Source organism: Sedimentitalea todarodis (assembly GCF_032595355.1).
GTDB lineage: Bacteria > Pseudomonadota > Alphaproteobacteria > Rhodobacterales > Rhodobacteraceae > Sedimentitalea > Sedimentitalea todarodis.
This window is the reverse complement of sequence record NZ_JASMWN010000003.1, coordinates 1-22,643: the sequence shown is the minus strand read 5'-3', so window position 1 is coordinate 22,643 and position 22,643 is coordinate 1. Positions and strand designations below refer to the sequence as shown.

The window sequence follows — 22,643 nt, the reverse complement described above, 5'->3', positions numbered from 1 at the left end:
CGTAGGATGGATATCAGGCTGGGAAACGGATTTGACGTGCACAGGTTTGAACCTGGCAGCAAGGTCACGCTCTGCGGCATCGACATTCCGTTTGACCGCGCGTTGCAAGGTCATTCCGATGCGGATGTCGGCATGCACGCGCTGACGGATGCGATCTATGGCGCCTTGGCGCGCGGCGATATCGGCCAGCATTTTCCGCCCAGAGATGACAGGTGGAAAGGTGCCGCAAGCGACATCTTTCTGCGCCATGCGGTAGATCTGGCCACCGAAATGGGACTGTCCATCAGCAATGTCGACGTCACGCTGATTTGCGAAGCCCCCAAGGTCGGACCACATGCGGCGTCGATGCGCGCGCGCCTTGCCGAGATCATCGGGCTGGACGTGGCGCGCGTCTCGGTCAAGGCGACAACCTCGGAGCGGCTGGGCTTTACCGGGCGCGGTGAAGGCATAGCGTCGATCGCCACCGCAACGCTGGTGTCGGCATGAACCGTCTGGCGCACCTGATCGCCACCGTCTGTGGTGTCGGCCATCTGCGTCCGGCGCCGGGAACATGGGGATCGCTGGTGGCGCTGCCGCTGGGCTGGCTTGTCCATCTGATCGGGGGGTTTCCGCTGTTCGCGCTGGCCATTGCTGCAACGTTTTTCAAAGGTCTCTGGGCCACGCGACTGGTGACGCGGGACAGTGATGATCACGATCCGTCGGAAATCGTCATCGACGAGGTGGCAGGTCAATTGATCGCCCTTGCGCCGCTCAGCTACACGGCCTGGTCGATGGATATTGACATCACCCGGATGTGGCCGGGCTGGATCGCGGCGTTTCTGTTGTTCCGCCTCTTCGATATCAGCAAACCCTGGCTTGTCGGCTGGGCCGACCGGCGCGGCGATCCGCTCGGCGTGATGCTTGATGACGTGATTGCCGGGGTGTTTGCGGCCCTTGGCGTGATCCTGCTCGCCGGAGTGTGGCATGGGGTGCTGGGATGGTAGACGTCGCCGCCCTGCTCGCCCGCGCCCGCGACGCGCAGATACGGATCGCCACCGCCGAAAGCTGTACCGGTGGTATGGTGGCCGTCGCTCTTACCGATATTGCAGGTTCGTCCGACGTTGTGGACCGAGGTTTCGTTACTTACTCCAACGACGCCAAGAGCCAGATGCTGGGCGTCAGCGCGGAAACTCTGGACCGGGTTGGTGCCGTCTCCGAAGAGGTCGCGCACGAAATGGCCGACGGCGCTCTCGCCCAGGCGCAGGTGGCGTTGGCCGTGTCGATCACTGGAATCGCCGGCCCCGGCGGCTCAGAATTCAAACCCGAAGGACGGGTGTGCTTTGGGCTGGCGATGACAGGCCGGATGACAACGACCGAAACCATCGACTTCGGCGCGTTGGGCCGTGCGCGGGTGCGCAGATCAGCGTGCGATCATGCGCTGACCCTTCTGGCCCGCGCGCTTTCGCAGAGCTGATTTGTTCCCGTCGCACGCGTAAACTTTTCGCCTGAATTCGCAAAGATTCGGACGCGCCCTCACCGGGGCGCTGTGGTACTGATCACCCCCGCTGCGGTCCGACAAGGAAACCGAAACGCCGGTCTTTATCGCAACGCCCATGGCGTGTGCGTCTATGACCTGACCGGCCCGTTCTGATGGCTGTGGGTTTTGTCTCGTCATCAAGCACTCACGAGGCCGGCAAACCCCTGTGGGCGGCCCTCGCCCTTCAGTATCGACCAGGCAAGACTCTCCAGATCGGCACCAATCAGTCCAACGGCCTTGCGACGGACGCGGTCTTGCCGCTCTGCAAGATCAAGTGGCGCTTGCAGATCATGGGTGGCTTCACTCCACACACCGACCTTGCGCAGAACGGATAGCACGGCCTGTGTCTCGTTCAGGCTCTCATCGGCTTTCACGGTGATCCGGGTACGCAAAGCGGTGATGCGAGGATCCGTGCAAACCCTGTCGGAAAAGCTCTCAAGCCGCGCCGTGTCGTAACCGACCGCCCGCATGGCCAGCACGGTCGCATAGCTGAACTTCGCCCCAAGACCGGTGGTCGGCGCTGGCTGATTGCAAACGCTCATCCAACGCGGATGGGTCCGCACGGTCATCTTTGCTATTTCCGGCGCCGCGATATCCAGGATACGCGCGGCCTCCAGTGCTGCGTGCAGCCCGTGGCAACAGGCATGGAATTTGTGGCTTACGGTTTCAAACAGCCAACACTCTCCCAGACCGTCGAGCGCCGCGGCCTCGTTCGCTTCGCCATCATGGGTCGCACCAAAACCGAACGGCCCGGTGAGCGCGTCGGGGTTTGAGCGGAACCCCCGCGCCACCAACAGTGCCGCCTCGACCCCGGTGCTGGCCGCAAGGCCTGCGTTATAGGGTTTGCCCATCGTGCCGAATTGCGCCTTGAGACCGGCCGCGCGCGTTGAGATCAGGCCAAGCACTTGCGCCATGTCGTCTGCCGACAGCCCGAGAATCCGACCGGCGGCCAGCCCCGCACCGAGCGCACCCGCCGTAGCGGTCTGGTGAAAGCCGGACTGGTAATGCGCCCGCCCCAGCCACAGCCCCATGCGGATCGAGCCTTCCATCCCGACCAAGGCGGACTCAAGTATGTCGACCGTCGGGCAAAGCCGCTCTTCCGCGAGCGCCAGAACTGCCGGGAACACCGCCACCGAAGGATGTCCGATATGGGCGAAGTGGGTGTCGTCATAGTCGAGCGCATGTGAGATCGTGCCATTGACCAGTGCGGCGGCACGCGCGGGCAGCGCTGCCGTCCCTCCGAACACATGTGCCTGCCCTGCTCCGCCTTCATCCTGTGCCATCTCGCGCACAATGCGTGACACCGGTTCCCCGGCCCCCGCACGACCGACGGCCAACCAGTCGAGCGCCGAGAGGCACGTCACTCGCTGAGCGATGGAACTTGCAGAAATGGGGCCTGCGGCAAAGGCGGCAAGGCGTGATGTCAGCGTGTCAGTCATCCCGTCACGTTACCTCTTTCGCCCGGTCCGTAAAGCAAGAAGTCTCAGCCGGCGTAGTCTGCGCATGGTTCTTCGCCGGGCCAATACATCCACCCCGCGCTCTTGAACGGGCCCCAGACCGGCGCATGCACCGTGACATAGCGCCACCCGGCCTCTCCGGCACCCTGAACGGCGTAATGGGCAAAATGCACGTAGTCTCCGGGGCCAACCTGCCCGATCGCGCGAAATGGCTCGTGATGCCCGTCGTAAAGCGGGGTCTGCGGTCCGGTCCAACCCAGGCACCCCCCTTCGAATTCATCGCGGACCGGAAAATCCGTCAGCACCCGGCGAAAATTGATATCGTCCATGTCCAACCACTGGCGATTTGTATCGATGCGGCAGGCATGCTCCACCTCAAGGCGCAGGATCTCATTGATGACAGGCCGGTAGTAGGGATCGGGCTGCACCTGCTTGCCAATGCAGTCGGAATTGTCAAACAGCGCCTGCCCCAAAGCGCTGTCGAAACAATAACCGGCGCGATCCATGATCAGATTTCGGGTGAACCAGACGTCCTCGCAGCCGGTTTCCGCCTGTGCAGGAACGGCGAGCCAGAGCAACGGGACGATGAATAGAAACCGCATGGCACGAGAGTGCGCATCCAGAGGGTTTGCGTCAAGCGCCGGTGCCATAGAGCGCGGCGGCGCGGGTTTCGAACGCCCGCACGATCCGCTGCATCGCCTCATTGAAGACAAGGCCGATCACCTTTTGCAGGATCGCATTCTTGAACTCGAAGTCCACGTGAAAGGCCACGTCGCAACCCGTTGCCGTATCGGTAAACGACCAGTTCGATTTCATGAACTTGAAAGGCCCGTCAATATACTCGGTGTCGATCTTCTTCTGTTCCGGCCAGAGCGTGACCCGGCTGCCAAACCGTTCGCGAAAGACCTTGAAGCTGATCACCAGATCCGCTTCCATCACCTCTGCGTCACCCTTTGGTGTCACGCTGCGCACCCGCGCTGCGGCGCACCACGGCAGAAATTGCGGGTAGGATCCGACGTCCGCCACCAGATCATACATCTGCTGGGCCGAGTATGGCATGGGTCGGTTTTCCGAATGGGTTGGCATGTGTTCGGGCCCGGCAGTTCATGGATGACAGTGGCGCGTCATGTCGTATGGTTGGGTCAAAAGATCAAGGGGGGACCATGCCAGAGCGGCCATATGTCATCGACGAACTGATTTCCGCCAAGGCGATTGCCGCGCGGATAGAAGAGCTATGCCGCAGTATTCACGCGGAGTTTGACGGAACCGACAAACTCGTCGTAGTGGGGCTGTTACGCGGCAGTTTTGTCTTTATCGCAGATCTGGTGCGCGAACTGGATCTGCCGATCGAGGTCGATTTCCTCGAAGCGTCGTCTTATGGCGACAGTACCGAAAGCAGCAGGGAAGTGCGCATTCTCAAAGACTTGCGAGGCGCAATTGAAGGCCGAGACGTGCTTGTCGTTGAAGACATCGTTGACACTGGGCACACGCTGAATCACGTCGTTGGTCTGCTTTCCAGCCGCCAACCCGCCCGCCTGAAATCCATCGCGTTGCTGGACAAACCCAGCCGGCGAGAGGTCGATTTTCGGGCCGACTGGATTGGATTCGAGATACCGGACGAATTCGTGGTGGGATATGGAATCGACTTTGCCCAACGCAATCGCAACCTGCCGCATATCGGCAAAGTGCGATTTACCTAGTCAATGCCCCGGATTCCGGTGGTTCCATCCAATGTCGGAGCCCGCTCGGCAAGGTAGGTCAGGATCCGCTCTCGTACGATGCGGATGCGTGGCACATCGCGCAGATCAGAATGGGTGCCGACCCAGATCGGCACCGATAACATCGGCATCGCACCCGGATGACGCACCAATCCTGGCGTTGTCTCACCCACGAAAACCGGCAGAATCGCCGTCCCCAAACCCAGCTTTGCAAGTTCGCGCAGGACGAGGAAGCTGTCGCTGCCGGTGGCGATCCTGTCCGCCGGAATATGTGTTTCCATCCACTTCGCAGGAATCGATCTCGCCAACGCACCCGACAGGCTGAGCCAGCAATCGCTGGCACCCGGCGTGTGATAGGCGCGAAAGGCAAGCGTTGCACGGCTGTCCCCGGTCATCTCATCCGGCAGGGCCAGCGCCGGGCGCACGGAGATGTCGGCCTGCATGCGGGCGAAATCTGCATGGGTGTTGGTGCTCAGCAGGTTGATCTGCAATTCTGTTGATTCCGCGTGAAGCTGCGCGACCAACGGCGGCAACAGAACCTGGCAAATCGAATCCGTTGATGAAACACGAACTTCTCCACGCAACGGTGCCACGGTTCCATGCATCAGCCGCTCGACAGAAAGTATGCCGTTTTCGACCTCGCGCGCCGCATCAATCACCCGCGCTCGCTCGGGCAAGACCTGATACCCCGTTGCGGTACGCTCGAACACGGCGCCGCCATGGTCGGCTTCAAACGCCGCCACGCGTCGCAGGACGGTTGCGTGGTTGACACCCAAGGCCCGCGCCGCTGCGCTGACAGTGCCCATGTCCGCCACCGCCAGCACGTAGCGCAGGTTATCCCAGTTGGAGCTGTGCAAGAATAACGAGTCCCTTTGCATTATTTGACAGTATATCTACAAAATATCACATGTATACTCGGCCTACTCGACAGGGTTATCTGGGAGAATCTGAATGAAATATGTACCTACTTTGATTGCCGGCATCCTTGCTGCCGGCGTGATCGGCACGGCCGCGATCAGCGACTCGCACGCGGACAAGGCAACATTGTCAGCAGTCAAGGCGCGGCAATCGTTGATGTCGCTTCAGGCATTCAACATCGGCCTGCTGGGTGGCATGGCCAAGGGCGACATCGAATACAACGCCGAAGCCGCCACCGCCGCCGCAACCAATCTTGCGGCTTTGGCAAAGTTCGACCAGTCCCGCATGTGGCCTCCGGGTTCTGACAATGCTGCACTGGGCGATGACGTGACCGAGGCGCTCCCGGCAATCTGGGCCGCGGACAGCAAGATCGGCGATGCTTCGATGGCGCTGGTAGAATCCACGACGGCAATGCAGGCTGCGGCTGGCGAAGGTCTTGACGCCCTGCGCGGGGCAATCGGCCCCGTTGGCAAGGCCTGCGGCGGTTGTCACGAGGACTATCGCAAGGCCGACGACTGACCTGTTTCAAGTGAATTGAACCGGGGGCACCTGTCGCGCCCCCGGCAAACGAGGCAAGGATGCGAAAATTCCTCATTGGTTGCCTGCTGTTGGCGGGCCTCGTTGCAATCGCCCTGTGGGTGTTGAGCCGTCCGATGCCCCTTGCGGATGACGCGATGGCGGGACTCACCGGAGACCCGGTCAATGGGGAAACGGTGTTTTGGGCCGGTGGCTGTGCCTCCTGCCACGCGGATCCCGACGCCAAGGGTGAAGACAAACTGATCCTGTCAGGCGGCTACCGGATCGTAAGCCCGTTCGGCACGTTCATCGCGCCCAATATCTCTCCCGGTCCAGCCGGGCTCGAAGGCTGGAACGCACTGGATCTGGCCAACGCGCTGAAGGCTGGCGTGTCACCAGAGCGCACGCATCTGTACCCGTCTCTGCCCTATACGACCTACATTCGAATGACGCTTCAGGACGTCGCCGATCTCAAATCATTCCTCGACACGCTACCGGTGTCCGAGCGGCCAAGCCTTGCGCATGAGTTGAGCTTTCCGTTCAACATCCGCCGTGGTCTTGGCCTGTGGAAGCAGCTCAACCTGACCTCGGCCTGGATTCTGACCGCCCCATCAGACCCCGAGATCGAACGTGGCCGCTATCTCGTCGAAGCACTCGGACATTGCGGCGAGTGTCACTCACCGCGCGATGTGACCGGGGGGCTCGACCGCAGCCGTTGGATGCAGGGCGCACCCAATCCGTCAGGCAAGGGCAAGATTCCGGCGATAGATCCGCAATCGCTGAAATGGAGCGCGAGCGACATCGCCTATTACCTGGAGACCGGCTTTACCCCGGATTACGACAGCGCCGGTGGCCAGATGACGAAGGTCGTCCAGAGCATCGCGCATCTGAGCGCCGAAGACCGCAACGCGATTGCGGCCTATCTCAAGGCCTTGCCTGGTACCGATTGAGGCCTTGCGCCAATGGTGCCGGCTCAGACAAGCCCCAGCTTTGCCTGCCGCGCGTCGCGCAAACGGGCGAAATCATCCCCGGCGTGATAGGACGAGCGCGTCAGCGGAGTCGCCGAAACCATCAGGAACCCCTTACCAAAGGCCGCCTTTTCATAGGTCTTAAATTCTTCGGGCGTCACGAAACGATCAACCCGATGGTGCTTTGGCGTTGGTTGCAGGTACTGCCCGATGGTCAGGAAATCCACATCCGCCGCGCGCATGTCATCCATCACCTGTTTCACCGCCTGGCTGTCTTCGCCAAGCCCTACCATGATGCCGGATTTCGTAAAGACGCCGGGATCGAGCTCCTTGACCCGCTGAAGCAAGCGGAGCGAATGAAAGTAGCGCGCGCCAGGGCGCACCGACGGATAGAGCCCGGGTACTGTTTCCAGATTGTGGTTAAATACATCGGGCCGGGCCTCGACCACGACCTCAAGAACAGAAGGATCGCATTTCAAAAAGTCCGGTGTCAGGATCTCGATCGTGGTTTTCGGGCTGCGATGGCGAATCGCACGGATGGTCTGGGCGAAATGATCCGCGCCACCATCTTTCAGATCGTCACGATCCACCGACGTGATTACCACGTGGTTCAGCCCCAGCTTTTCAACCGCATGGGCCACCCGTCCCGGCTCGAACGCATCCAGTGTGTCCGGACGACCGGTGGCAATATTGCAAAACGTACAGCCGCGCGTGCATATTTCGCCCATGATCATCATGGTCGCGTGGCCCTGGCTCCAGCATTCGCCGACATTTGGACAGCCCGCCTCTTCGCAGACGGTGACCAGATTATTGTCGCGCATGATCTTGCGGGTATCGGCATATCCCTTGCCGCCCGGCGCCTTGACGCGAATCCATGCCGGCTTTTTCGGCTGGGCGTTGTCAGGTCGATGCGCCTTTTCCGGGTGGCGCTGCTCGGGAATCTTCAGGTCTCGCGTCATGTCACTTCCGGTTTGCTGGATTGATTGGCTCAGATAATATCATAACGCCGCGTCATGAGAACTGCCAGCATCACATGGGCGGTATGCATCATAGCCTTGCAAACGTGTTTCGTTATGTGAACCAAATCCTTGCTTTGAGCGACGCTCTGCCGCGATACTGATTCGATAGTTGGATTTTTCCTTGCTGCCACGGTTGCCGCGGCAGCGCGAACTGATAGCGAGGTGTTGGTGTGCCGAATATTGAAGCATGGGAACTGAAGGCGAAGCTCTTTGAGAAGAAGTGCATCGCGATGGAAAAGGACGTTGCAAAGGTCTGTCCTTTAACCGATGCGACGGCGATCAAGGCCAAGATGAAGGCCAATCGCAAAATGGCCTATGACCTGGAAGACAAGCTGTCGGAGACGATCCCGGCGGCGATCAAGAAGGGGATCACCGGCAAGAAATGGAAGGACTTTTTTGATGACAAGGATTTCAAGAAAGCTCTCGGGGAATGGGAAGCGTCGCTCGCCGAACAACAAAACCTCGTCAAATCCCTCGAAGACCTGAGCAACAACGCGAAGAAGCGGTTTCAGGAATTCAAGCGCGCACGAGACGGGTTTGAAAAGGAAATGAAAAAAGCCGGCGAATCCGAAAAAGACAACCAGACAGTCAAGAAATGGCTCGACAAGTCATCGTCAGTCCTCGCTGAACTCACCCTGTCCAAAAGTGCATTCGGAACGCTGAAAGCCAAGGAGGCCTTTTTCGGCGCGAATCTCAAGAAATCGAGAGACCTGATTGTCACCAAGGCGCTGAAAGAAGGCAAAGGCGACGAACTTCCCGACATGCTGCTCGAAAACGCCAAGCGCGGGCAAACCGATACCAAGGCAAAACGTCTGGGGCGCAATATCACGAAATTTACGACGCATGCCAAAATGCTCTGCGCCAAGGAGAAGTTCGAAACAATTCCCACCGCAAATCCCGCCAAGAACAATCTGGAGAAAGATGTTCAGAGCGCCAAGGCCTGTCTGAAGAAGGCGGCTGAACATCTGAAGAACCTCGAAGGCATCAACAAGGAATTGCAGGCCGCAAAGAAGAAGCAGGCCAAATTGATCGCGGCGCATAATGAACAGGGAAAAATGAATGCGTTGATCAACACCGTCGCTGCCGAGCATAAGGCCGGCGAAGATGCGTTCAATGCGGCCGAAGATCTGGTCGAGGAAGCCGACAGCAAGCTCTGAGCGAGACCGCCTGTAGCCTTATGCTCTCGCTCCGGGTGATCAGGCCGAACCGGCCACCGCCGCGCGTCACCCGATCATGCGGTCCGGTTCGTTCAGACCGTCGTAATGCTGTTTCAATCGTTGCAATGCGATCCGCAGGACGATCTTGCCCGACCGCGCCGACCAGCCCATTTTCTTTTCCGCAGTTTCGAGCCCCTCCAGATAGCAGCAGCAACGCAGTGCCACATCGCTGAGGCCGGGGCCAAGATTGGACAGCGCCTGCGCCACGCGGTCACGGGCTTCGGAAGGGCGTGTGCCGGCATCTGGGCCCGCACCAAACCCACCGCGTCCGCCACCTGTCAGGAAATGGTCCCAGTTCTGCGCAACCCGTGGTCCCATCTGGGCCAGTTCGAAATCCTCGCGCAATCGTTCGCCCACGCGCACCAGCGCGTCTTCGAGAAACGGCTTTCCGTCCCGATCCTTGCGCCGTGCCAACGCGATCAACGGGCTTTCCGATAGGTTGTAGCGGGTCCGCCGTGGCGGCGCGGCCCGGTCACCGGTCGCCGGCGAACCCGGTTCGCCGGTGACGATGAACGGAGCCTGGGCCTCGGCGAACCCATGCTCCTTTTCCTTGCGGGCGCGGTTCTCCTGGTCGGCCAGCAATTGCCCCAAAGCGGCGCGGCCCGCCGCTGTGATGCGATACCGGCTGATCCGGCCCGGATTTGCACAAGCGATCCAGTCTTTCAGCGCCATCGCCTGCGCGATGGCACAGTCCACCACCGCAGTCCGGGTGCTCGTCGTGCCCTCTCCATCGCGCACGATCACCGCCTTTTCCATGTTCTCTGCAACCGCGAGCACAGCGCCGGATTCGCACAACCGTCGTAGAACACGGCGCGCCTCGCTTTCCAGAGTGGCGGCATCGGGCGCTGGTACTGACAATTTTGCACTGTGGTTCATAGATCTGTTGTCCTCTATCGCTTTACCCGGGCCGCCAACGTCTGATGCGTGGGATCGGGGTATGGAAAAATGGATGTCTGCCAGCATCGCCAACGCCGCATCGACCAGGGGATCGTCACGTCGTGTCTCCACCTTGCGGATCTGCCGCAGAACGGTGGACGCATGGCAACGGGCGCTCCGGGCGAGATCGCGGATCGGTTGCCCGGCTTCGGTATGTGCCAGATAGCGTTGAACGCTGTCCGGAACCCAGATGGGCAGTGTCTCCGCAACTTGATTTTCCATGTTGATCTGTCCTCGAAATCATCAGGGCAGTTTCAGTTACCTATTCATTAACCAACAACCTATGGGCGATTCTATTACTCTAGCGTTAATGGAGCACCCACCCGTTCACCATTGTTTTTAAATGATAAACAGTAGTGAAACAGCCGGACGATGGTTTCGGAAAGAGCGCAACACCCGCCAAGGTTGTGCAATAGATCGGACCCATAAGGAAAACGAGGGACAAGGGAATTCGGAAAATGCAAGATGTAATGAGCATGTTGACCGCACTGCGCCGCCCACAGCTTTTGATCCGTGCCGCACAATTCGGCGCACGGGAATATCGCCGTGATCGGCACCTTCAACGTCTGCTGGGATATGGCGCGTTGCCGCGTCCGGCTGCGGCAATTCTGCGCTTGATGGACATCGAACGCACGCTAAATGATCAGCGCAACAGCGATGATGCCGGCTACGCGTTGGCGCAGCATGTCGACGTTCTGATTGCCATGATGGGCGAAGCGCAGTTGCTGCGCTCTGCACGATCAGACGCAGCTACATGAAGGCGTCAGGCATCGACTCTTTCTTGGCTGCGACATAGGCCTCCAGCGCTGCCTGGATCGCCGGGTCAAGCGCGGGCTGTTGATAAGTCTCCAACAGCCGCGCCACGCGGTTTGATGCGAGAGTCTGCGTATCGCGCGCGCCCTCTTCATCCCAAGTCTCGAAAGGTTTGTAATCAAACACTTCCGAACGCCAGAACGCGGTCTTGAAATTTTCCTGGGTATGTTCGCAGCCCAGATAGTGACCACCGGGTCCGACTTCGGCTATGGCGCCCATGGCCTGCGCGTCCTCGTCAACGGATACGCCCTGTGCCAGCTTGTGCAATACGCCGAGCTGATCCGCATCCATGACGAATTTCTCGAAACTGCTGACCAAGCCGCCTTCGAGCCAGCCACAGGCGTGGAGCATGAAATTGACCCCGCCCAGCAACGCGGCGTTCAGCGTGTTCGTGGTTTCATAGGCGGCCTGCGCATCGGGCAATTTCGAAGCGCAGAGCCCGCCGCCCGAGCGGAACGGCAGCCCCATGCGCCGCGCAAGCTGCCCGGCGCCATAGAGGATCTGGCTGGCTTCAGGCGTGCCAAAGGTCGGCGCACCGCTGTTCATGTCGATCGACGTGACAAACGCGCCGAAGATCACCGGCGCTCCGGGTTTGATCAGCTGGGAATACGCGATCCCCGCCATCACTTCGGCCAGAACCTGTGTCAGCGTTCCCGCCACCGAAACCGGCGCCATTGCACCGCCCACGATAAAGGGTGACACGATGCAGGCCTGGTTGTTCTTGGCATAAACCTCGAGTGCGCCCATCATCACGTCATCAAATGTCAGTGGCGAATTGACGTTGATCAACGACGTCATCACAGTGTTCTGCTGAACGAACTCCTTGCCGAACAGGATTTCACACATCTCGACCGAATCCTGCGCGCGACTGGGTTCGGTCACCGACCCCATGAACGGCTTGTCGCTCAGCGTCATATGAGCCAGCAACATGTCGAGATGGCGCTTGTTTACCGGAACATCGGTCGGTTCACAGACGGTGCCGCCAGAGTGGTGAAGCCATTTGGACATATAGCCCAGCTTCACGAACTTGCGGAAATCCGCCATGGTCGCATAGCGTCGGCCACCCTCGGCATCGCGCACGAAAGGCGGACCGTAAACCGGTGCCAGTACAAGGTTCTTGCCGCCGATCTCGACATTGCGCGCCGGATTGCGGGCATGCTGCACAAAGCTTGACGGCGCGGTCTCACAAAGTTTGCGTGCAAGTCCTTCGGGGATTCGCACCCGTTCCCCGTCAATCTCGGCACCCGCCTCGCGCCAACGTTCCAGCGCCACCGGATTGTTCACGAAGTTCACGCCAATTTCGGCCAGCACCTTTTCGGCATTGGCCTCGATGATTTCCAGAGCTTCCGGCGTCAGAATTTCGAAATTCGGTATGTTCCGCTCGATATACTTGGCCGTTTCAACGCTCACCGCGGTCCGCTCGGCCCGTCGCGCAGCCCCGCCGCCACCCCGTGTTCTGCGTTTGGAATTTGCTTCGGTCATGCCCACGTCCCCTGTTGAAAACGGCTTCTGAGCCTGTGGTGTACCCTACCCTGCTAACCTTGCCGGGAAAGATTGCGGCGCATGCGGGGTAAAAGCGACATATGCAGCTTCGCCGAATGCTTTGACCCGCAGCAGATGCCGGGTCATTATGACCGTCACCCATGGGAGGGCGGCACAATTTCCGAAACAGAATCAGAACGCAAAACCCTGAACGCCGCCGAAATTGGCGCGATTGCGCATCTTTACCGTGGCGAGGTTTATCGCAGCACCATCTGGCGCACCCGGCTGGACACAACCACCAACTGGGCCGTCGTCACACTCGGGGTCGCCCTGTCCATCGCGTTTTCGTCACCTGAAGCATCGCCGCTGCCGCTGGTTCTGGTTGGCGTTCTGATCATCCTGTTCCTGATGCAGGAAGCACGACGGTATCGCTATTTCAACGTCTGGCGGGCGCGGTCCCGCTGGCTCGAAACGCATTTCTATACCCATCTGCTCTATGATGGGGATCTGCACATGGAGGAGAACTGGCAAAAGGTTCTCGCCGAGGATTATCTGCATCCGCGCTATCATGTGAGCCTGATGGTCGCCGTCGGACGGCGAATCAGACGGAACTATCTTTGGATTCTACTGATTCAGTCGATGGCCTACATCGGCAAACTGGCGGTTCATCCAACCTCGGTAGGAAGTTTCGAACAATTGATGGATCGCGCGGATATTGGCCCGGTGCCGGGCCAGATCATTGTCTCCCTTGGTTTGGCCTATGTCGTGACCTGGTCCGGGATCGCTATCTGGAGCCAGCGCTCGGACAAGGCGCGCGCGAAATTGCGTGGCAATGGTGGCGCGAATTCGATGGGGTAAGCCACGGGCCGCCCGCCCCCCTTGCCAGCGTGTACGCGCCGCCCTAAAGGCAGAGCATGACCCAGACATCCCATGACCGCCTTCTCATCATCGACTTCGGCAGCCAGGTGACGCAGCTCATTGCCCGCCGCCTGCGAGAGCTGAATGTCTTTTGCGAAATTCACCCCTATCAGAACGTGACCGATGCGTTTCTGGCCGAGTTTGCTCCGAAGGCCGTGATCTTTTCCGGCGGACCGGATTCGGTCATGCGCGACGGAAGCCCGCGGCCACCTCAGACTGTCTATGATCTCGGCGTGCCGATCCTGGGGATCTGCTATGGCCAACAGGTCATGATGTACGATCTGGGCGGCAAGGTCGAAGCCGGCGAACAGGCCACCGCCGAATTCGGGCGCGCCTATGTCACGCCTTCGGACAAGCGCAGCGAGTTCCTGAAAGGCTGGTTCATGGATGGATCAGGCCGGGAGCAGGTCTGGATGAGTCACGGCGACCATGTCTCCGAAATCGCGCCGGGTTTTGAAGTCTGCGGCACCTCGCCCGGCGCGCCCTTTGCCATCACCGCCGATCTGGACCGGGGGTTTTATGCGGTGCAATTTCACCCCGAGGTTCATCACACGCCCAATGGCAAGACGCTCTACGAGAACTTCGTCCGCGCTGCGGGTTTCACCGGCGACTGGACGATGGATGCCTATCGCGAGGAAATGATCCGCAAGATCCGTGAACAGGTCGGCGACAAAAAGGTCATCTGTGCGCTCTCCGGTGGCGTCGACAGTTCGGTTGCCGCGATCCTGATTCACGAGGCCATTGGCGATCAACTGACCTGTGTGTTTGTCGATCACGGGCTGTTGCGGATGAACGAGGCTCAGGAAGTCGTGGCGATGTTCCGCGAGCACTATAATCTGCAACTGATCCATGCGGATGAAAGCGAGTTATTTCTCGGCGAACTCGACGGCGTCAGCGATCCTGAAACCAAGCGCAAGATCATTGGAAAACTATTCATCGACGTGTTCCAGAAATACGCCGATACGATCGAAGGGGCAGAATTCCTCGCCCAGGGCACTCTGTATCCGGATGTGATCGAATCGGTGTCGTTCTCGGGCGGTCCCTCGGTCACGATCAAGAGCCACCACAACGTTGGCGGCTTGCCGGAAAAAATGGGCCTCAAGCTGGTCGAGCCTCTCCGCGAACTCTTCAAGGACGAAGTGCGCGTGCTGGGCCACGAACTTGGCCTTCCCGCCAGTTTCATCGGTCGGCACCCGTTCCCCGGCCCCGGCCTCGCCATTCGCTGTCCGGGCGAGATCACCCGCGAAAAGCTGGAGATTTTGCGCAAGGCCGACGCGGTTTACATCGACCAGATCCGCAAACACGGTCTCTATGACGACATCTGGCAGGCCTTTGTCGCGATCCTGCCGGTACGCACTGTCGGGGTGATGGGCGACGGGCGCACGTATGACTATGCCTGCGCCCTGCGCGCGGTGAATTCAGTGGATGGCATGACGGCGGATTATTACCCGTTCAGCCATGATTTTCTCGGCGAAACCGCCACTCGAATCATCAATGAAGTCAAAGGCATCAATCGCGTGACTTATGACGTCACGAGCAAGCCACCGGGCACCATCGAATGGGAGTAACCGGCGCGATGGCCTCGTGGCAGAATCCGGTTTGACGCGATGAATACCACGCTCAAGGCTGCTCTCTGGATGACCGGGGCCATTGCTTCGTTCTCCTCGATGGCAGTGGCCGGGCGCGAGGTCAGCTTTGCGCTCGATACCTTTGAAATCATGATGTACCGCAGCGCCATCGGCGTGGTCATCGTCGTCGCGATCCTGGCTCTGACCGGCACCTTGGGCCAGATTTCACGACAGCGGATCGGGCTGCATTTCCTGCGCAATCTCGTGCATTTCAGCGGCCAGAACCTGTGGTTCTACGCGATCACCGTCATTCCGCTCGCTCAGGTCTTTGCGCTGGAATTCACATCGCCGCTGTGGATCATCATTCTGTCTCCGCTGGTACTGGGTGAACGGCTGACACCGATGCGCGCCTTCTCAGCAGCACTTGGTTTTGTCGGTATTCTCATCGTCGCGCGGCCCAGCCCGGACACCATCAACATCGGCATCATGGCGGCGGCATCAGCGGCGATCTTCTTTGCCTTCACCGGCATGTTCACCAAACGGCTGACCCGGACGGACAGTGTTGGCTGCATCATGTTCTGGCTGACGCTCATGCAGCTGGGCTTTGGCTTGCTGGCTGCGGGGTTTGATGGTGATATCGCCCTGCCAGACATGCAAACGGCGCCCTGGCTGGTCGTCATTGCGCTTGGCGGCCTGCTCGCACACTTCTGCATCACCAACGCACTGGCCATCGCGCCCGCGACCGTTGTCATGCCGATCGACTTTGCGAGGCTTCCCACGATCGCGGTGGTCGGCATGCTGCTATACAACGAGGCGCTGGATGTCTGGGTGTTTGTCGGCGCGGCGGTGATCTTTGCCGCCAACTATCTGAACATCGTGTCAGAAACCCGCAAGATCCGGGTCGCCAGCGGCGGCTGACTGCCACCTTATGGCGGAATGACGAATCAAAAGATCATTTCTCCGCGGGCCTGGGCCGAATTGTTGCTGCTTGGTTTGTTCTGGGGCGGCTCGTTTCTGGCGATCCGCATTGCGCTTGACGAAGTTCCGGTGGTCACGGCGGTGCTGCACCGGACCGGCTGGGCGATGCTGGTCTTGTGGGTTGTGGTGTTCGCCGCACGCTTGCCAATCCCGCGCGAACCGCGCGTCTGGGGCGCGTTTCTGGTCATGGGGATGTTGAACAACGTCATCCCCTTTGGCCTGATGAGCTGGGGGCAACTCTATATCGAAACCGGCCTGACCTCGATCCTGAACGCCGCTACCGCGATCTTTGGCGTGCTTGTTGCCGCCGTCGTCTTTGCCGACGAGCGCCTGACACCACGCAAGGCAATGGGTGTCGGACTGGGCTTTCTCGGTGTTGCCACCGCCATTGGCCTGTCCAATCTCGCGACCTTTGATCTGCGCAGCACCGCGCAGCTTGCCGTCCTCGCTGGCACCGTCAGCTATGCCTTTGCGAGTGCCTGGGCCCGTGCGCGCCTCGGTCATCTGCCGCCACAGATCGCCGCCGCCGGGATGCTGACCGGATCGACCCTGATCCTTCTGCCTGCCGCACTGGTCATTGACGGTCCCATCTCCCTCGATCTGCAACCGGTCACATGGGCGGCCATCGCCTACTACGCGCTGATTGCCACGGCGGGGGCCTATCTGCTCTACTACCGCGTCCTTGCGATGGCTGGCAGCGGCAACCTGATGCTGGTCACGCTTCTGATTCCGCCCGTAGCCATCATCCTCGGCGCTCTGGTGCTCGGCGAAGAGCTTCACCCCCGTGCCTATGCCGGCTTTGCGCTGCTGGCTCTGGGTTTGCTGATCCTGAACGGAACGCTCGGGAAACGGCGCAATTGACCCCGCCCGCCTCGCTGAGTAGCTAGGCGAAAAAGGGACGGGTTTGATGATCTACAAATCGGCGCAGGACTGGCGCGCATCACCGACAAAACGCATTCTCTTCTTTGGCATGTCCGGCCTTGGCAAGACCCATATCAGCCAGATGCTGCGGGATTCCGGCGGCTGGTTTCACTACAGCATCGATTACCGCATCGGCACCCGTTACATGGGTGAATACATCGCCGACAACGCCAAGGCCGAGGCGATGAAGGTGCCGTTTCTGCGCGACCTGCTGCTGTCGGATTCGATCTATATCGGATCGAACATCAGCTTTGCCAACCTGACACCGGTGTCCGCCTATCTGGGCAAGCCCGGCAATCCCGACAAGGGCGGGCTGACCATGGAAGAATACCGTCGTCGTCAGGAACAGTTCCGGCAGGCGGAAGTTCATGCGCTGCTGGATACCGAGTACTTCATTGATCGTGCGCAACGCCTTTATGGCTACTCCAACTTTATCTGCGACACCGGGGGATCGATCTGCGAATGGGTCGACGCGGACGACCCCGACGATCCGCTCCTGTCCGAGCTGTCGCAACATGCGCTGATGGTCTGGATCAAGGGCGACGAGGCCCATACCCGCGACCTGATCCGCCGCTTTGACAAGGCACCCAAGCCGATGTCCTATCAACCCGATTTCCTGACTCGAATGTGGGAAACATATCTAAGCGATAACAATATACTGGAGCGCGATATTGATCCGGATGCCTTCATCCGCTGGACCTATGCGCAAGCGCTTGCACACCGCCAGCCGCGCTACGAGGCGATGGCCCGATGGGGCGTGACGGTAACGGCCGATCAAATCGCGTCGGTGCGGGATACGCAGGATTTTGACACGCTGATCACAAACGCAATCGCCGAGCGCGCCTAGGGCGTTTCGCGTTTGGTCTGGTCCCTCTTCTTTCACCAAACGCGTTGAAATCTGTGCCTCGGGCCGCGTTCGGTGATCGGGTCAGCGCGAAACGCCTTAGCCACGGCAGGCCGCAATCGCACCTTGCAAGGCCGCGGCGGCGCCCTGCAGGTTCACGCTCATGACATGGCTGCCGCGCATGTCGCTGATCCAGGCAGATTGTCCATAGATCAGCGCATTCAGAAACTGTCCACCCGGTATGACATTCATGGTCAGTTCCCCGCGTGAGCGATCGAACGGAACCGTGAACTGCTGCGCACCGATCCGAAACCGCAGCAATCCGGGCGGACCCTGATGGCGATACAGCATCAGATAGCTCTGCCCCTGGCGATCACACATATAGTAGAATCCCGTGCCATTCGCCTGCCCCGCATCGACGCCGGCAAATTGGGTGACACCGTCGGCCGCCAAACCACTTTTCCAGGGCGATCCGACCGCTGGCGCGGAATATTGCGGTGTCGGTCGCTGTACGCAGAGTCTCTCGACGCATTGATTGTATTGGGCACTATGGGCACCGGGCGAACCCGCCAGACACCGCCAGATACATCGCTGTTGCTCCATCGGATCCCCGGACTGCGCCTGTGCGACCGAGGCTGCAAGGCAGATCAGCGCCGCGATCCAGCACGTTCTCATAGCCCATTCCAGTTCATTCAGCGCGCTCTCCTTCGTTCACACTACAGTTATCACCAGCATCTTTTTCTGTCTTCCCCTGACTGTCCTGATCCGCCGGACCAAGCCCCCTTGGCACCACAGCAACACCGTACTATCTAACCCGTTCAATTTCCTTGAAAGCAGAGCCAATGCCCATCAAGATTCCCGCCGACCTGCCCGCCTACGATGTTCTGACCCGTGAAGGCGTCATGGTCATGGCCGAGGATCAGGCCGCGCGTCAGGATATCCGGCCTCTGCATATCGGGCTCTTGAACCTGATGCCCAAGAAGATCCAGACCGAGACCCAGTTTGCACGCCTGATCGGGGCCACCCCGTTGCAGATCGAATTCAGCCTGATCCGCATGTCCGAGCACCAGACCAAGACCACCGCATCTGGTCACATGGAGAGTTTCTATCGTCCGTTCTCCGAGTTGCGCGATACGAAGTTCGACGGGCTGATCATCACCGGCGCCCCGATCGAACACCTTGAATTCGATCAGGTAACTTATTGGGATGAAATCTCGGAGATCTTCGAGTGGACCCAGACCAACGTGCATTCCACGCTTGGTGTCTGCTGGGGCGGGATGGCGATGATCAACCATTTTCATGGCGTCAGGAAACATATGCTGGACCACAAGGCGTTTGGCTGTTTCGGGCACAACAATCTTGCCCCGGCATCACCCTATCTGCGCGGGTTTTCCGATATCTGCGTGATCCCTGTATCGCGCTGGACCGAGATGAGGCAGGATGAGATCGATGCCGCCAACGGGCTGAAGACACTGCTGGGCAGTGACGAGGTCGGACCCTGTCTGGTCGAGGACCGGGCGCATCGTGCGCTCTATATCTTCAACCATTTCGAGTATGACAGCGACACCCTGAAACAGGAGTATGACCGCGACGTGGCCGAGGGCACCGCGATCAATGTCCCGATCAACTACTACCCCGGCGACGATCCGACCAAACCGCCGCAAAACCGCTGGCGCAGCCACGCGCACCTGCTCTATGGCAACTGGATCAACGAGGTCTACGAGACCACGCCGTTCGATATCGAAAAAATAGGACTGGAAACGACTGATCTGCGCGCTTGATTAGGAGTATGGCTGTCAAAGCACTCATACTGATTCTCGCGGCGCTGGCGCTATTCTGGACCATCGTTCTGGTGCGCGCCCACCGACAGGAGGAGCAGGCCGAAATCCGCTTTCCGCCGCAGGGGCAGATCATCCGTGTCGGCGAAACCGACGTGCATGCGGTGGTGATGGGCAACGGACCCGCAGTGGTCTTGATCCATGGCGCGAGCGGCAACACGCGGGACCTGACCTTTTCGCTGGCGCCGCGTCTGGCCAAGAACTACCGCGTTTTTGTCATTGATCGCCCCGGGCTTGGCTATACCGACCGGCTGAACAATACCGGAGCCACGTTGCGCCAGCAGGCGGATCTGCTCAGACAGGCCGCGCAACACCTCGGGGCCGAGAATCCGATTGTTGTGGGCCACAGCTATGGTGGCGCGGTGGCGCTGGCCTGGGCAACGGATCACCCCGACAGCCTTGCGGCCCTTGTTCCGGTTGCCGCGCCCTCGAACCCCTGGACCACGCCGCTTGACCCGCTCTATCGGGTGACCTCGTCCTGGTGGGGCAGCCGGATCGTGGTGCCGATGATCACCGCCTTTGTGAGCGAGGACCGCATTGATCGGGCCATTGCATCGGTCTTTGAACCGCAAAGCCCGCCAGATGGTTACGCGGCTCAGATCGGGGCCGCTCTGACCTTGCGCCGGGTGTCCATGCGCGCCAATGCCGATCAGCGCGCCAACCTGCTGGACGAAATCAAGGCTCAGGTCGCGGATTACGCCCGGATCACCGTGCCCACCGAAATCGTTCACGGCAGCTCCGACGATACGGTCGGCCTGTCCGTTCACTCGGAAAAGCTGGTTCATCAAATTCCGGGCGCAGTTCTGACCCGACTGGAGGGGATCGGGCACATGCCGCAGCACACGTCCGAGGACGACATTGTGGCGGCAATCGACCGTGCCGCGAAACGTGCGGGTTTGCGTTAAGGCCCTTAACATCCCATATTACTGAAAAGACAGACAAAAGGATTTGTCTATGGACCTCCCGTTTGACGGCGCGATCAGTGCCTTTTTCAAGAACGACGCGCCCGAAGAGATCAGAAACGCGATCAAGCGTGCGGAAAAGGGCGATATCCTGTCTTCCAGCTATCCGCATAGCGAGCGGCTCGCCCGCAAGGTCTATGAAAAGGAATTGCGCACGCTGCAGATCGAACTGGTAAAGATGCAGGCCTGGGTGAAAGCGAGCGGGCAGCGCATCGTCATCGTGTTCGAAGGCCGCGATGCATCCGGCAAGGGCGGGACCATCAAACGGTTCCGCGAAAACCTGAACCCGCGTGGCGCCAAGGTGATCGCGCTGTCCAAACCCTCGGATGCGGAACAAAGCCAGTGGTATTTCCAACGCTACATTGATCACCTGCCCTCGGCCGGCGAAATCACGTTCTTTGATCGCAGCTGGTACAATCGCGCGGTGGTGGAAAAGGTGCACGGTTTTTGCACCGATGCGGAACGCGAACGCTTTTTCCATCAGGTCACGCCGTTCGAACAGGCGCTGGTCGATGACGGAATTCTGCTCTTCAAGTTCTGGATAAATGTTGGTCGTGCCGAACAATTGCGCCGGTTCCTGTCACGGGAATCGGATCCGCTGAAGCAATGGAAGCTGAGCAAGATCGATGTCGACGGCCTGAAGAAATGGGACGCCTATTCCGACGCGATCAGCGAAACCTTGAACCGGACCCATACCAAAGTGACGCCATGGACCATTGTCCGCTCGGACGACAAGCGTCGCGCGCGGCTGAACGCGATTCGCGCTGTTCTGGATGCCCTGGATTACAAGCGCAAGAACGACAAGGCCCTGGGTCATATCGATGACAAGATTTGCGGCGGACCGGACATCTGGGATGTCTAAGCGCGGCTACCATCATGGCAACCTGCGCCAGGCCCTGATCGATGCCGCGCTGGAGTTGATCGAGGTCAAGGGGCCGACCGGCTTTACCCTGTCGGAAGCCGCAAAACAGGCGGGTGTCACCCCGGCTGCCGTCTACCGTCACTTCGAAGGGCGCGAGGACCTGATTGCCGAGGCCGCGCGCCAGGGGTTCGAGATGTTCGCCGATCTCATGCAATACGCTTATGACAAGGGCCAGCCCTCGGCACTGGCTGCATTCGAAGCGACGGGCCGTGCCTATCTGGCTTTTGCCCGCAAGCATCCGGGCCATTACATCTCGATGTTTGAAAGCGGGATTTCCGTGAACCGAACGCCGGAACTGGCGGTGGCCTCGGCGCGTGCTCGCGATGTGCTGGAACGCGCCGCTGCGGATCTCTCGGAACATATCCCCCCCGAGAAACGCCCTCCCGCCTCGATGTTCAGTGCCCATATCTGGGCACTCAGCCACGGGGTCGTGGAGCTTTACGCCCGCGCCACGCCGGGCAACCGCTCGCCTTTTCCGCCCGAAGAACTGCTTGAATCCGGCATCGGGATTTACCTGCGCGGTCTCGGGTTGATCGAACCGGATAGCTAGACCGCCCGTCCGTTGATTGGTATGCGGTGTCTGAAGCCCACCTTCCTGAGTTCGGTGTGATTTGAGGTTCAAGGCCTGTTGGATGACAGGAGGTGAGTTTCTCAATGGAGACTACGAGAGAGTTTCTCAAAGGTCTGGGTGTCGAAGTCTCAGTTAGCGGGCATCGACGGTTGCCGGATGGCGTGAAAGCGCGGATTGTGGCGGAAACGCTGGTGCCGGGCGCGACGGTGAATGAGGTGGCGCGCAAATACGATCTGCGTCCGAACCACCTGTCGGCGTGGCGGCGGATGGCCAGGGATGGCGACCTTGTTCTGCCAGCGCCGGATGCCGGGGCGGAGTTCGCCCCGTTGGTGGTTTTCGATGTCGAACCGCCTTCGCCGGTCGAAGCTGCTGAAGCGGCGCATCAGGCAATCGAGATCATGGCCGGGTCGGTTTCTGTCCGGCTGGATGGTGCCACATCTACGGGCCGGATTGCGGAAATTGTGCGTGCTCTCGGGGGTGGCGCATGATTTTTCCGTCCATACCATTGGCTGACAGGCGAATGGAACATTCGCCGTGAGGCCGGGTGCGCATTCTGGTGGC

25 protein-coding genes and 1 pseudogene are annotated in these 22,643 nt (G+C 59.8%); 18 read left to right on the top strand and 8 right to left on the bottom strand.

Annotated features, from left to right (window positions below):
- Window positions 1-6: 6 nt before the first annotated feature.
- The 3 genes and pseudogenes from ispF to QO231_RS04975 all read left to right on the top strand — a co-directional run.
- Window positions 7-486 (top strand): annotated as a pseudogene (ispF, locus tag QO231_RS04985) (2-C-methyl-D-erythritol 2,4-cyclodiphosphate synthase); the annotation flags it as partial.
- A complete protein-coding gene (locus QO231_RS04980) occupies window positions 483-983 on the top strand; it encodes a phosphatidylglycerophosphatase A family protein (RefSeq protein ID WP_316773924.1) in 501 nt (166 codons plus the stop codon). The pseudogene ispF and the gene QO231_RS04980, both read left to right, overlap by 4 nt.
- On the top strand, window positions 977-1,453 hold the full coding sequence (locus QO231_RS04975) for a CinA family protein (protein WP_316773922.1): 477 nt from the start codon (window positions 977-979) through the stop codon (window positions 1,451-1,453). The genes QO231_RS04980 and QO231_RS04975 overlap by 7 nt, the downstream gene beginning before the upstream one ends.
- 200 nt (window positions 1,454-1,653) lie before the next feature.
- Here the strand turns inward: QO231_RS04975 and QO231_RS04970 are convergent, their stop codons facing one another.
- The 3 genes from QO231_RS04970 to QO231_RS04960 are packed head-to-tail and all read right to left on the bottom strand — an operon-like array spanning window position 1,654 to window position 4,059.
- Complete coding sequence (locus QO231_RS04970) at window positions 1,654-2,955, bottom strand: MmgE/PrpD family protein (protein ID WP_316773920.1); 1,302 nt, start codon at window positions 2,953-2,955, stop codon at window positions 1,654-1,656.
- A 44-nt stretch (window positions 2,956-2,999) separates the two neighbouring features.
- Window positions 3,000-3,575: a DUF4453 domain-containing protein gene (locus QO231_RS04965; RefSeq protein ID WP_316773919.1), complete on the bottom strand. Its 576-nt coding sequence runs from the start codon at window positions 3,573-3,575 to the stop codon at window positions 3,000-3,002.
- A 31-nt stretch (window positions 3,576-3,606) separates the two neighbouring features.
- A complete protein-coding gene (locus tag QO231_RS04960) occupies window positions 3,607-4,059 on the bottom strand; it encodes a type II toxin-antitoxin system RatA family toxin (RefSeq protein WP_316773918.1) in 453 nt (150 codons plus the stop codon).
- Window positions 4,060-4,136: 77 nt separating this feature from the next.
- Here QO231_RS04960 and hpt point away from each other — a divergent pair, with 77 nt between their 5' ends.
- The gene (hpt, locus tag QO231_RS04955) at window positions 4,137-4,673 is read left to right on the top strand and encodes a hypoxanthine phosphoribosyltransferase (protein ID WP_316773916.1); all 537 of its coding nucleotides are present in this window, start codon (window positions 4,137-4,139) and stop codon (window positions 4,671-4,673) included.
- On the opposite strand, the gene QO231_RS04950 is transcribed toward hpt, so the two are convergent.
- On the bottom strand, window positions 4,670-5,548 hold the full coding sequence (locus QO231_RS04950; RefSeq protein WP_316773914.1) for a LysR family transcriptional regulator: 879 nt from the start codon (window positions 5,546-5,548) through the stop codon (window positions 4,670-4,672). The two genes, hpt and QO231_RS04950, sit on opposite strands and share 4 nt — an antisense overlap.
- Before the next feature lie 94 nt (window positions 5,549-5,642).
- On the opposite strand from QO231_RS04950, the gene QO231_RS04945 reads away from it, so the two are divergent.
- A complete protein-coding gene (locus QO231_RS04945; RefSeq protein ID WP_316773912.1) occupies window positions 5,643-6,128 on the top strand; it encodes a c-type cytochrome in 486 nt (161 codons plus the stop codon).
- A gap of 59 nt (window positions 6,129-6,187) precedes the next feature.
- Entirely contained in the window at window positions 6,188-7,075 is an 888-nt protein-coding gene (locus QO231_RS04940) for a cytochrome c (protein WP_316773909.1), read from the top strand.
- A 23-nt stretch (window positions 7,076-7,098) separates the two neighbouring features.
- Here the strand turns inward: QO231_RS04940 and lipA are convergent, their stop codons facing one another.
- On the bottom strand, window positions 7,099-8,052 hold the full coding sequence (gene lipA, locus QO231_RS04935; RefSeq protein ID WP_316773907.1) for a lipoyl synthase: 954 nt from the start codon (window positions 8,050-8,052) through the stop codon (window positions 7,099-7,101).
- Window positions 8,053-8,282: 230 nt separating this feature from the next.
- Here lipA and QO231_RS04930 point away from each other — a divergent pair, with 230 nt between their 5' ends.
- Window positions 8,283-9,269 carry a hypothetical protein gene (locus QO231_RS04930; protein ID WP_316773904.1) on the top strand — a complete coding sequence of 329 codons (987 nt, stop codon included), beginning with the start codon at window positions 8,283-8,285 and terminating at the stop codon, window positions 9,267-9,269.
- Between the two features lie 66 nt (window positions 9,270-9,335).
- Here QO231_RS04930 and QO231_RS04925 read toward each other — a convergent pair whose 3' ends face one another.
- Window positions 9,336-10,487 carry a DUF6456 domain-containing protein gene (locus QO231_RS04925; RefSeq protein WP_316773901.1) on the bottom strand — a complete coding sequence of 384 codons (1,152 nt, stop codon included), beginning with the start codon at window positions 10,485-10,487 and terminating at the stop codon, window positions 9,336-9,338.
- 248 nt (window positions 10,488-10,735) lie between these two features.
- Here QO231_RS04925 and QO231_RS04920 point away from each other — a divergent pair, with 248 nt between their 5' ends.
- A complete protein-coding gene (locus QO231_RS04920; protein ID WP_316773899.1) occupies window positions 10,736-11,023 on the top strand; it encodes a DUF6477 family protein in 288 nt (95 codons plus the stop codon).
- Here QO231_RS04920 and QO231_RS04915 read toward each other — a convergent pair.
- A complete protein-coding gene (locus tag QO231_RS04915) occupies window positions 11,016-12,560 on the bottom strand; it encodes a trimethylamine methyltransferase family protein (protein ID WP_316773897.1) in 1,545 nt (514 codons plus the stop codon). The genes QO231_RS04920 and QO231_RS04915 overlap by 8 nt on opposite strands.
- 81 nt (window positions 12,561-12,641) lie before the next feature.
- Here QO231_RS04915 and QO231_RS04910 point away from each other — a divergent pair, with 81 nt between their 5' ends.
- From QO231_RS04910 to QO231_RS04890, 5 genes are read left to right on the top strand one after another with little or no spacing between them, the layout of a single operon-like run.
- Window positions 12,642-13,418 carry a DUF2270 domain-containing protein gene (locus QO231_RS04910; RefSeq protein WP_316773896.1) on the top strand — a complete coding sequence of 259 codons (777 nt, stop codon included), beginning with the start codon at window positions 12,642-12,644 and terminating at the stop codon, window positions 13,416-13,418.
- Between the two features lie 56 nt (window positions 13,419-13,474).
- Window positions 13,475-15,046 carry a glutamine-hydrolyzing GMP synthase gene (gene guaA / locus QO231_RS04905; protein WP_316773894.1) on the top strand — a complete coding sequence of 524 codons (1,572 nt, stop codon included), beginning with the start codon at window positions 13,475-13,477 and terminating at the stop codon, window positions 15,044-15,046.
- A gap of 39 nt (window positions 15,047-15,085) precedes the next feature.
- Window positions 15,086-15,964 (top strand): DMT family transporter, encoded by an 879-nt coding sequence (locus QO231_RS04900; protein ID WP_316773892.1) that lies wholly within the window; start codon window positions 15,086-15,088, stop codon window positions 15,962-15,964.
- An 18-nt stretch (window positions 15,965-15,982) separates the two neighbouring features.
- Window positions 15,983-16,885 carry a DMT family transporter gene (locus QO231_RS04895; RefSeq protein ID WP_316773891.1) on the top strand — a complete coding sequence of 301 codons (903 nt, stop codon included), beginning with the start codon at window positions 15,983-15,985 and terminating at the stop codon, window positions 16,883-16,885.
- 46 nt (window positions 16,886-16,931) lie between these two features.
- Window positions 16,932-17,792: an ATPase gene (locus QO231_RS04890; protein WP_316773889.1), complete on the top strand. Its 861-nt coding sequence runs from the start codon at window positions 16,932-16,934 to the stop codon at window positions 17,790-17,792.
- A 96-nt stretch (window positions 17,793-17,888) separates the two neighbouring features.
- Here the strand turns inward: QO231_RS04890 and QO231_RS04885 are convergent, their stop codons facing one another.
- Complete coding sequence (locus QO231_RS04885; RefSeq protein ID WP_316773887.1) at window positions 17,889-18,464, bottom strand: hypothetical protein; 576 nt, start codon at window positions 18,462-18,464, stop codon at window positions 17,889-17,891.
- A 167-nt stretch (window positions 18,465-18,631) separates the two neighbouring features.
- Here QO231_RS04885 and metA point away from each other — a divergent pair, with 167 nt between their 5' ends.
- The 5 genes from metA (at window position 18,632) to tnpA (ending at window position 22,570) form a co-directional block, all read left to right on the top strand.
- Window positions 18,632-19,570, top strand: coding sequence for a homoserine O-acetyltransferase MetA (gene metA / locus QO231_RS04880; RefSeq protein ID WP_316773885.1), 939 nt, complete (start codon window positions 18,632-18,634; stop codon window positions 19,568-19,570).
- A gap of 8 nt (window positions 19,571-19,578) precedes the next feature.
- On the top strand, window positions 19,579-20,532 hold the full coding sequence (locus QO231_RS04875; protein ID WP_316773883.1) for an alpha/beta fold hydrolase: 954 nt from the start codon (window positions 19,579-19,581) through the stop codon (window positions 20,530-20,532).
- 49 nt (window positions 20,533-20,581) lie between these two features.
- Window positions 20,582-21,451 (top strand): polyphosphate kinase 2, encoded by an 870-nt coding sequence (gene ppk2, locus QO231_RS04870; protein WP_316773881.1) that lies wholly within the window; start codon window positions 20,582-20,584, stop codon window positions 21,449-21,451.
- Window positions 21,444-22,061 carry a TetR/AcrR family transcriptional regulator gene (locus tag QO231_RS04865; protein ID WP_316773878.1) on the top strand — a complete coding sequence of 206 codons (618 nt, stop codon included), beginning with the start codon at window positions 21,444-21,446 and terminating at the stop codon, window positions 22,059-22,061. Before ppk2 ends, QO231_RS04865 begins: the two co-directional genes overlap by 8 nt.
- 104 nt (window positions 22,062-22,165) lie before the next feature.
- Entirely contained in the window at window positions 22,166-22,570 is a 405-nt protein-coding gene (gene tnpA, locus QO231_RS04860) for an IS66-like element accessory protein TnpA (protein WP_316773876.1), read from the top strand.
- Window positions 22,571-22,643: the final 73 nt, after the last annotated feature.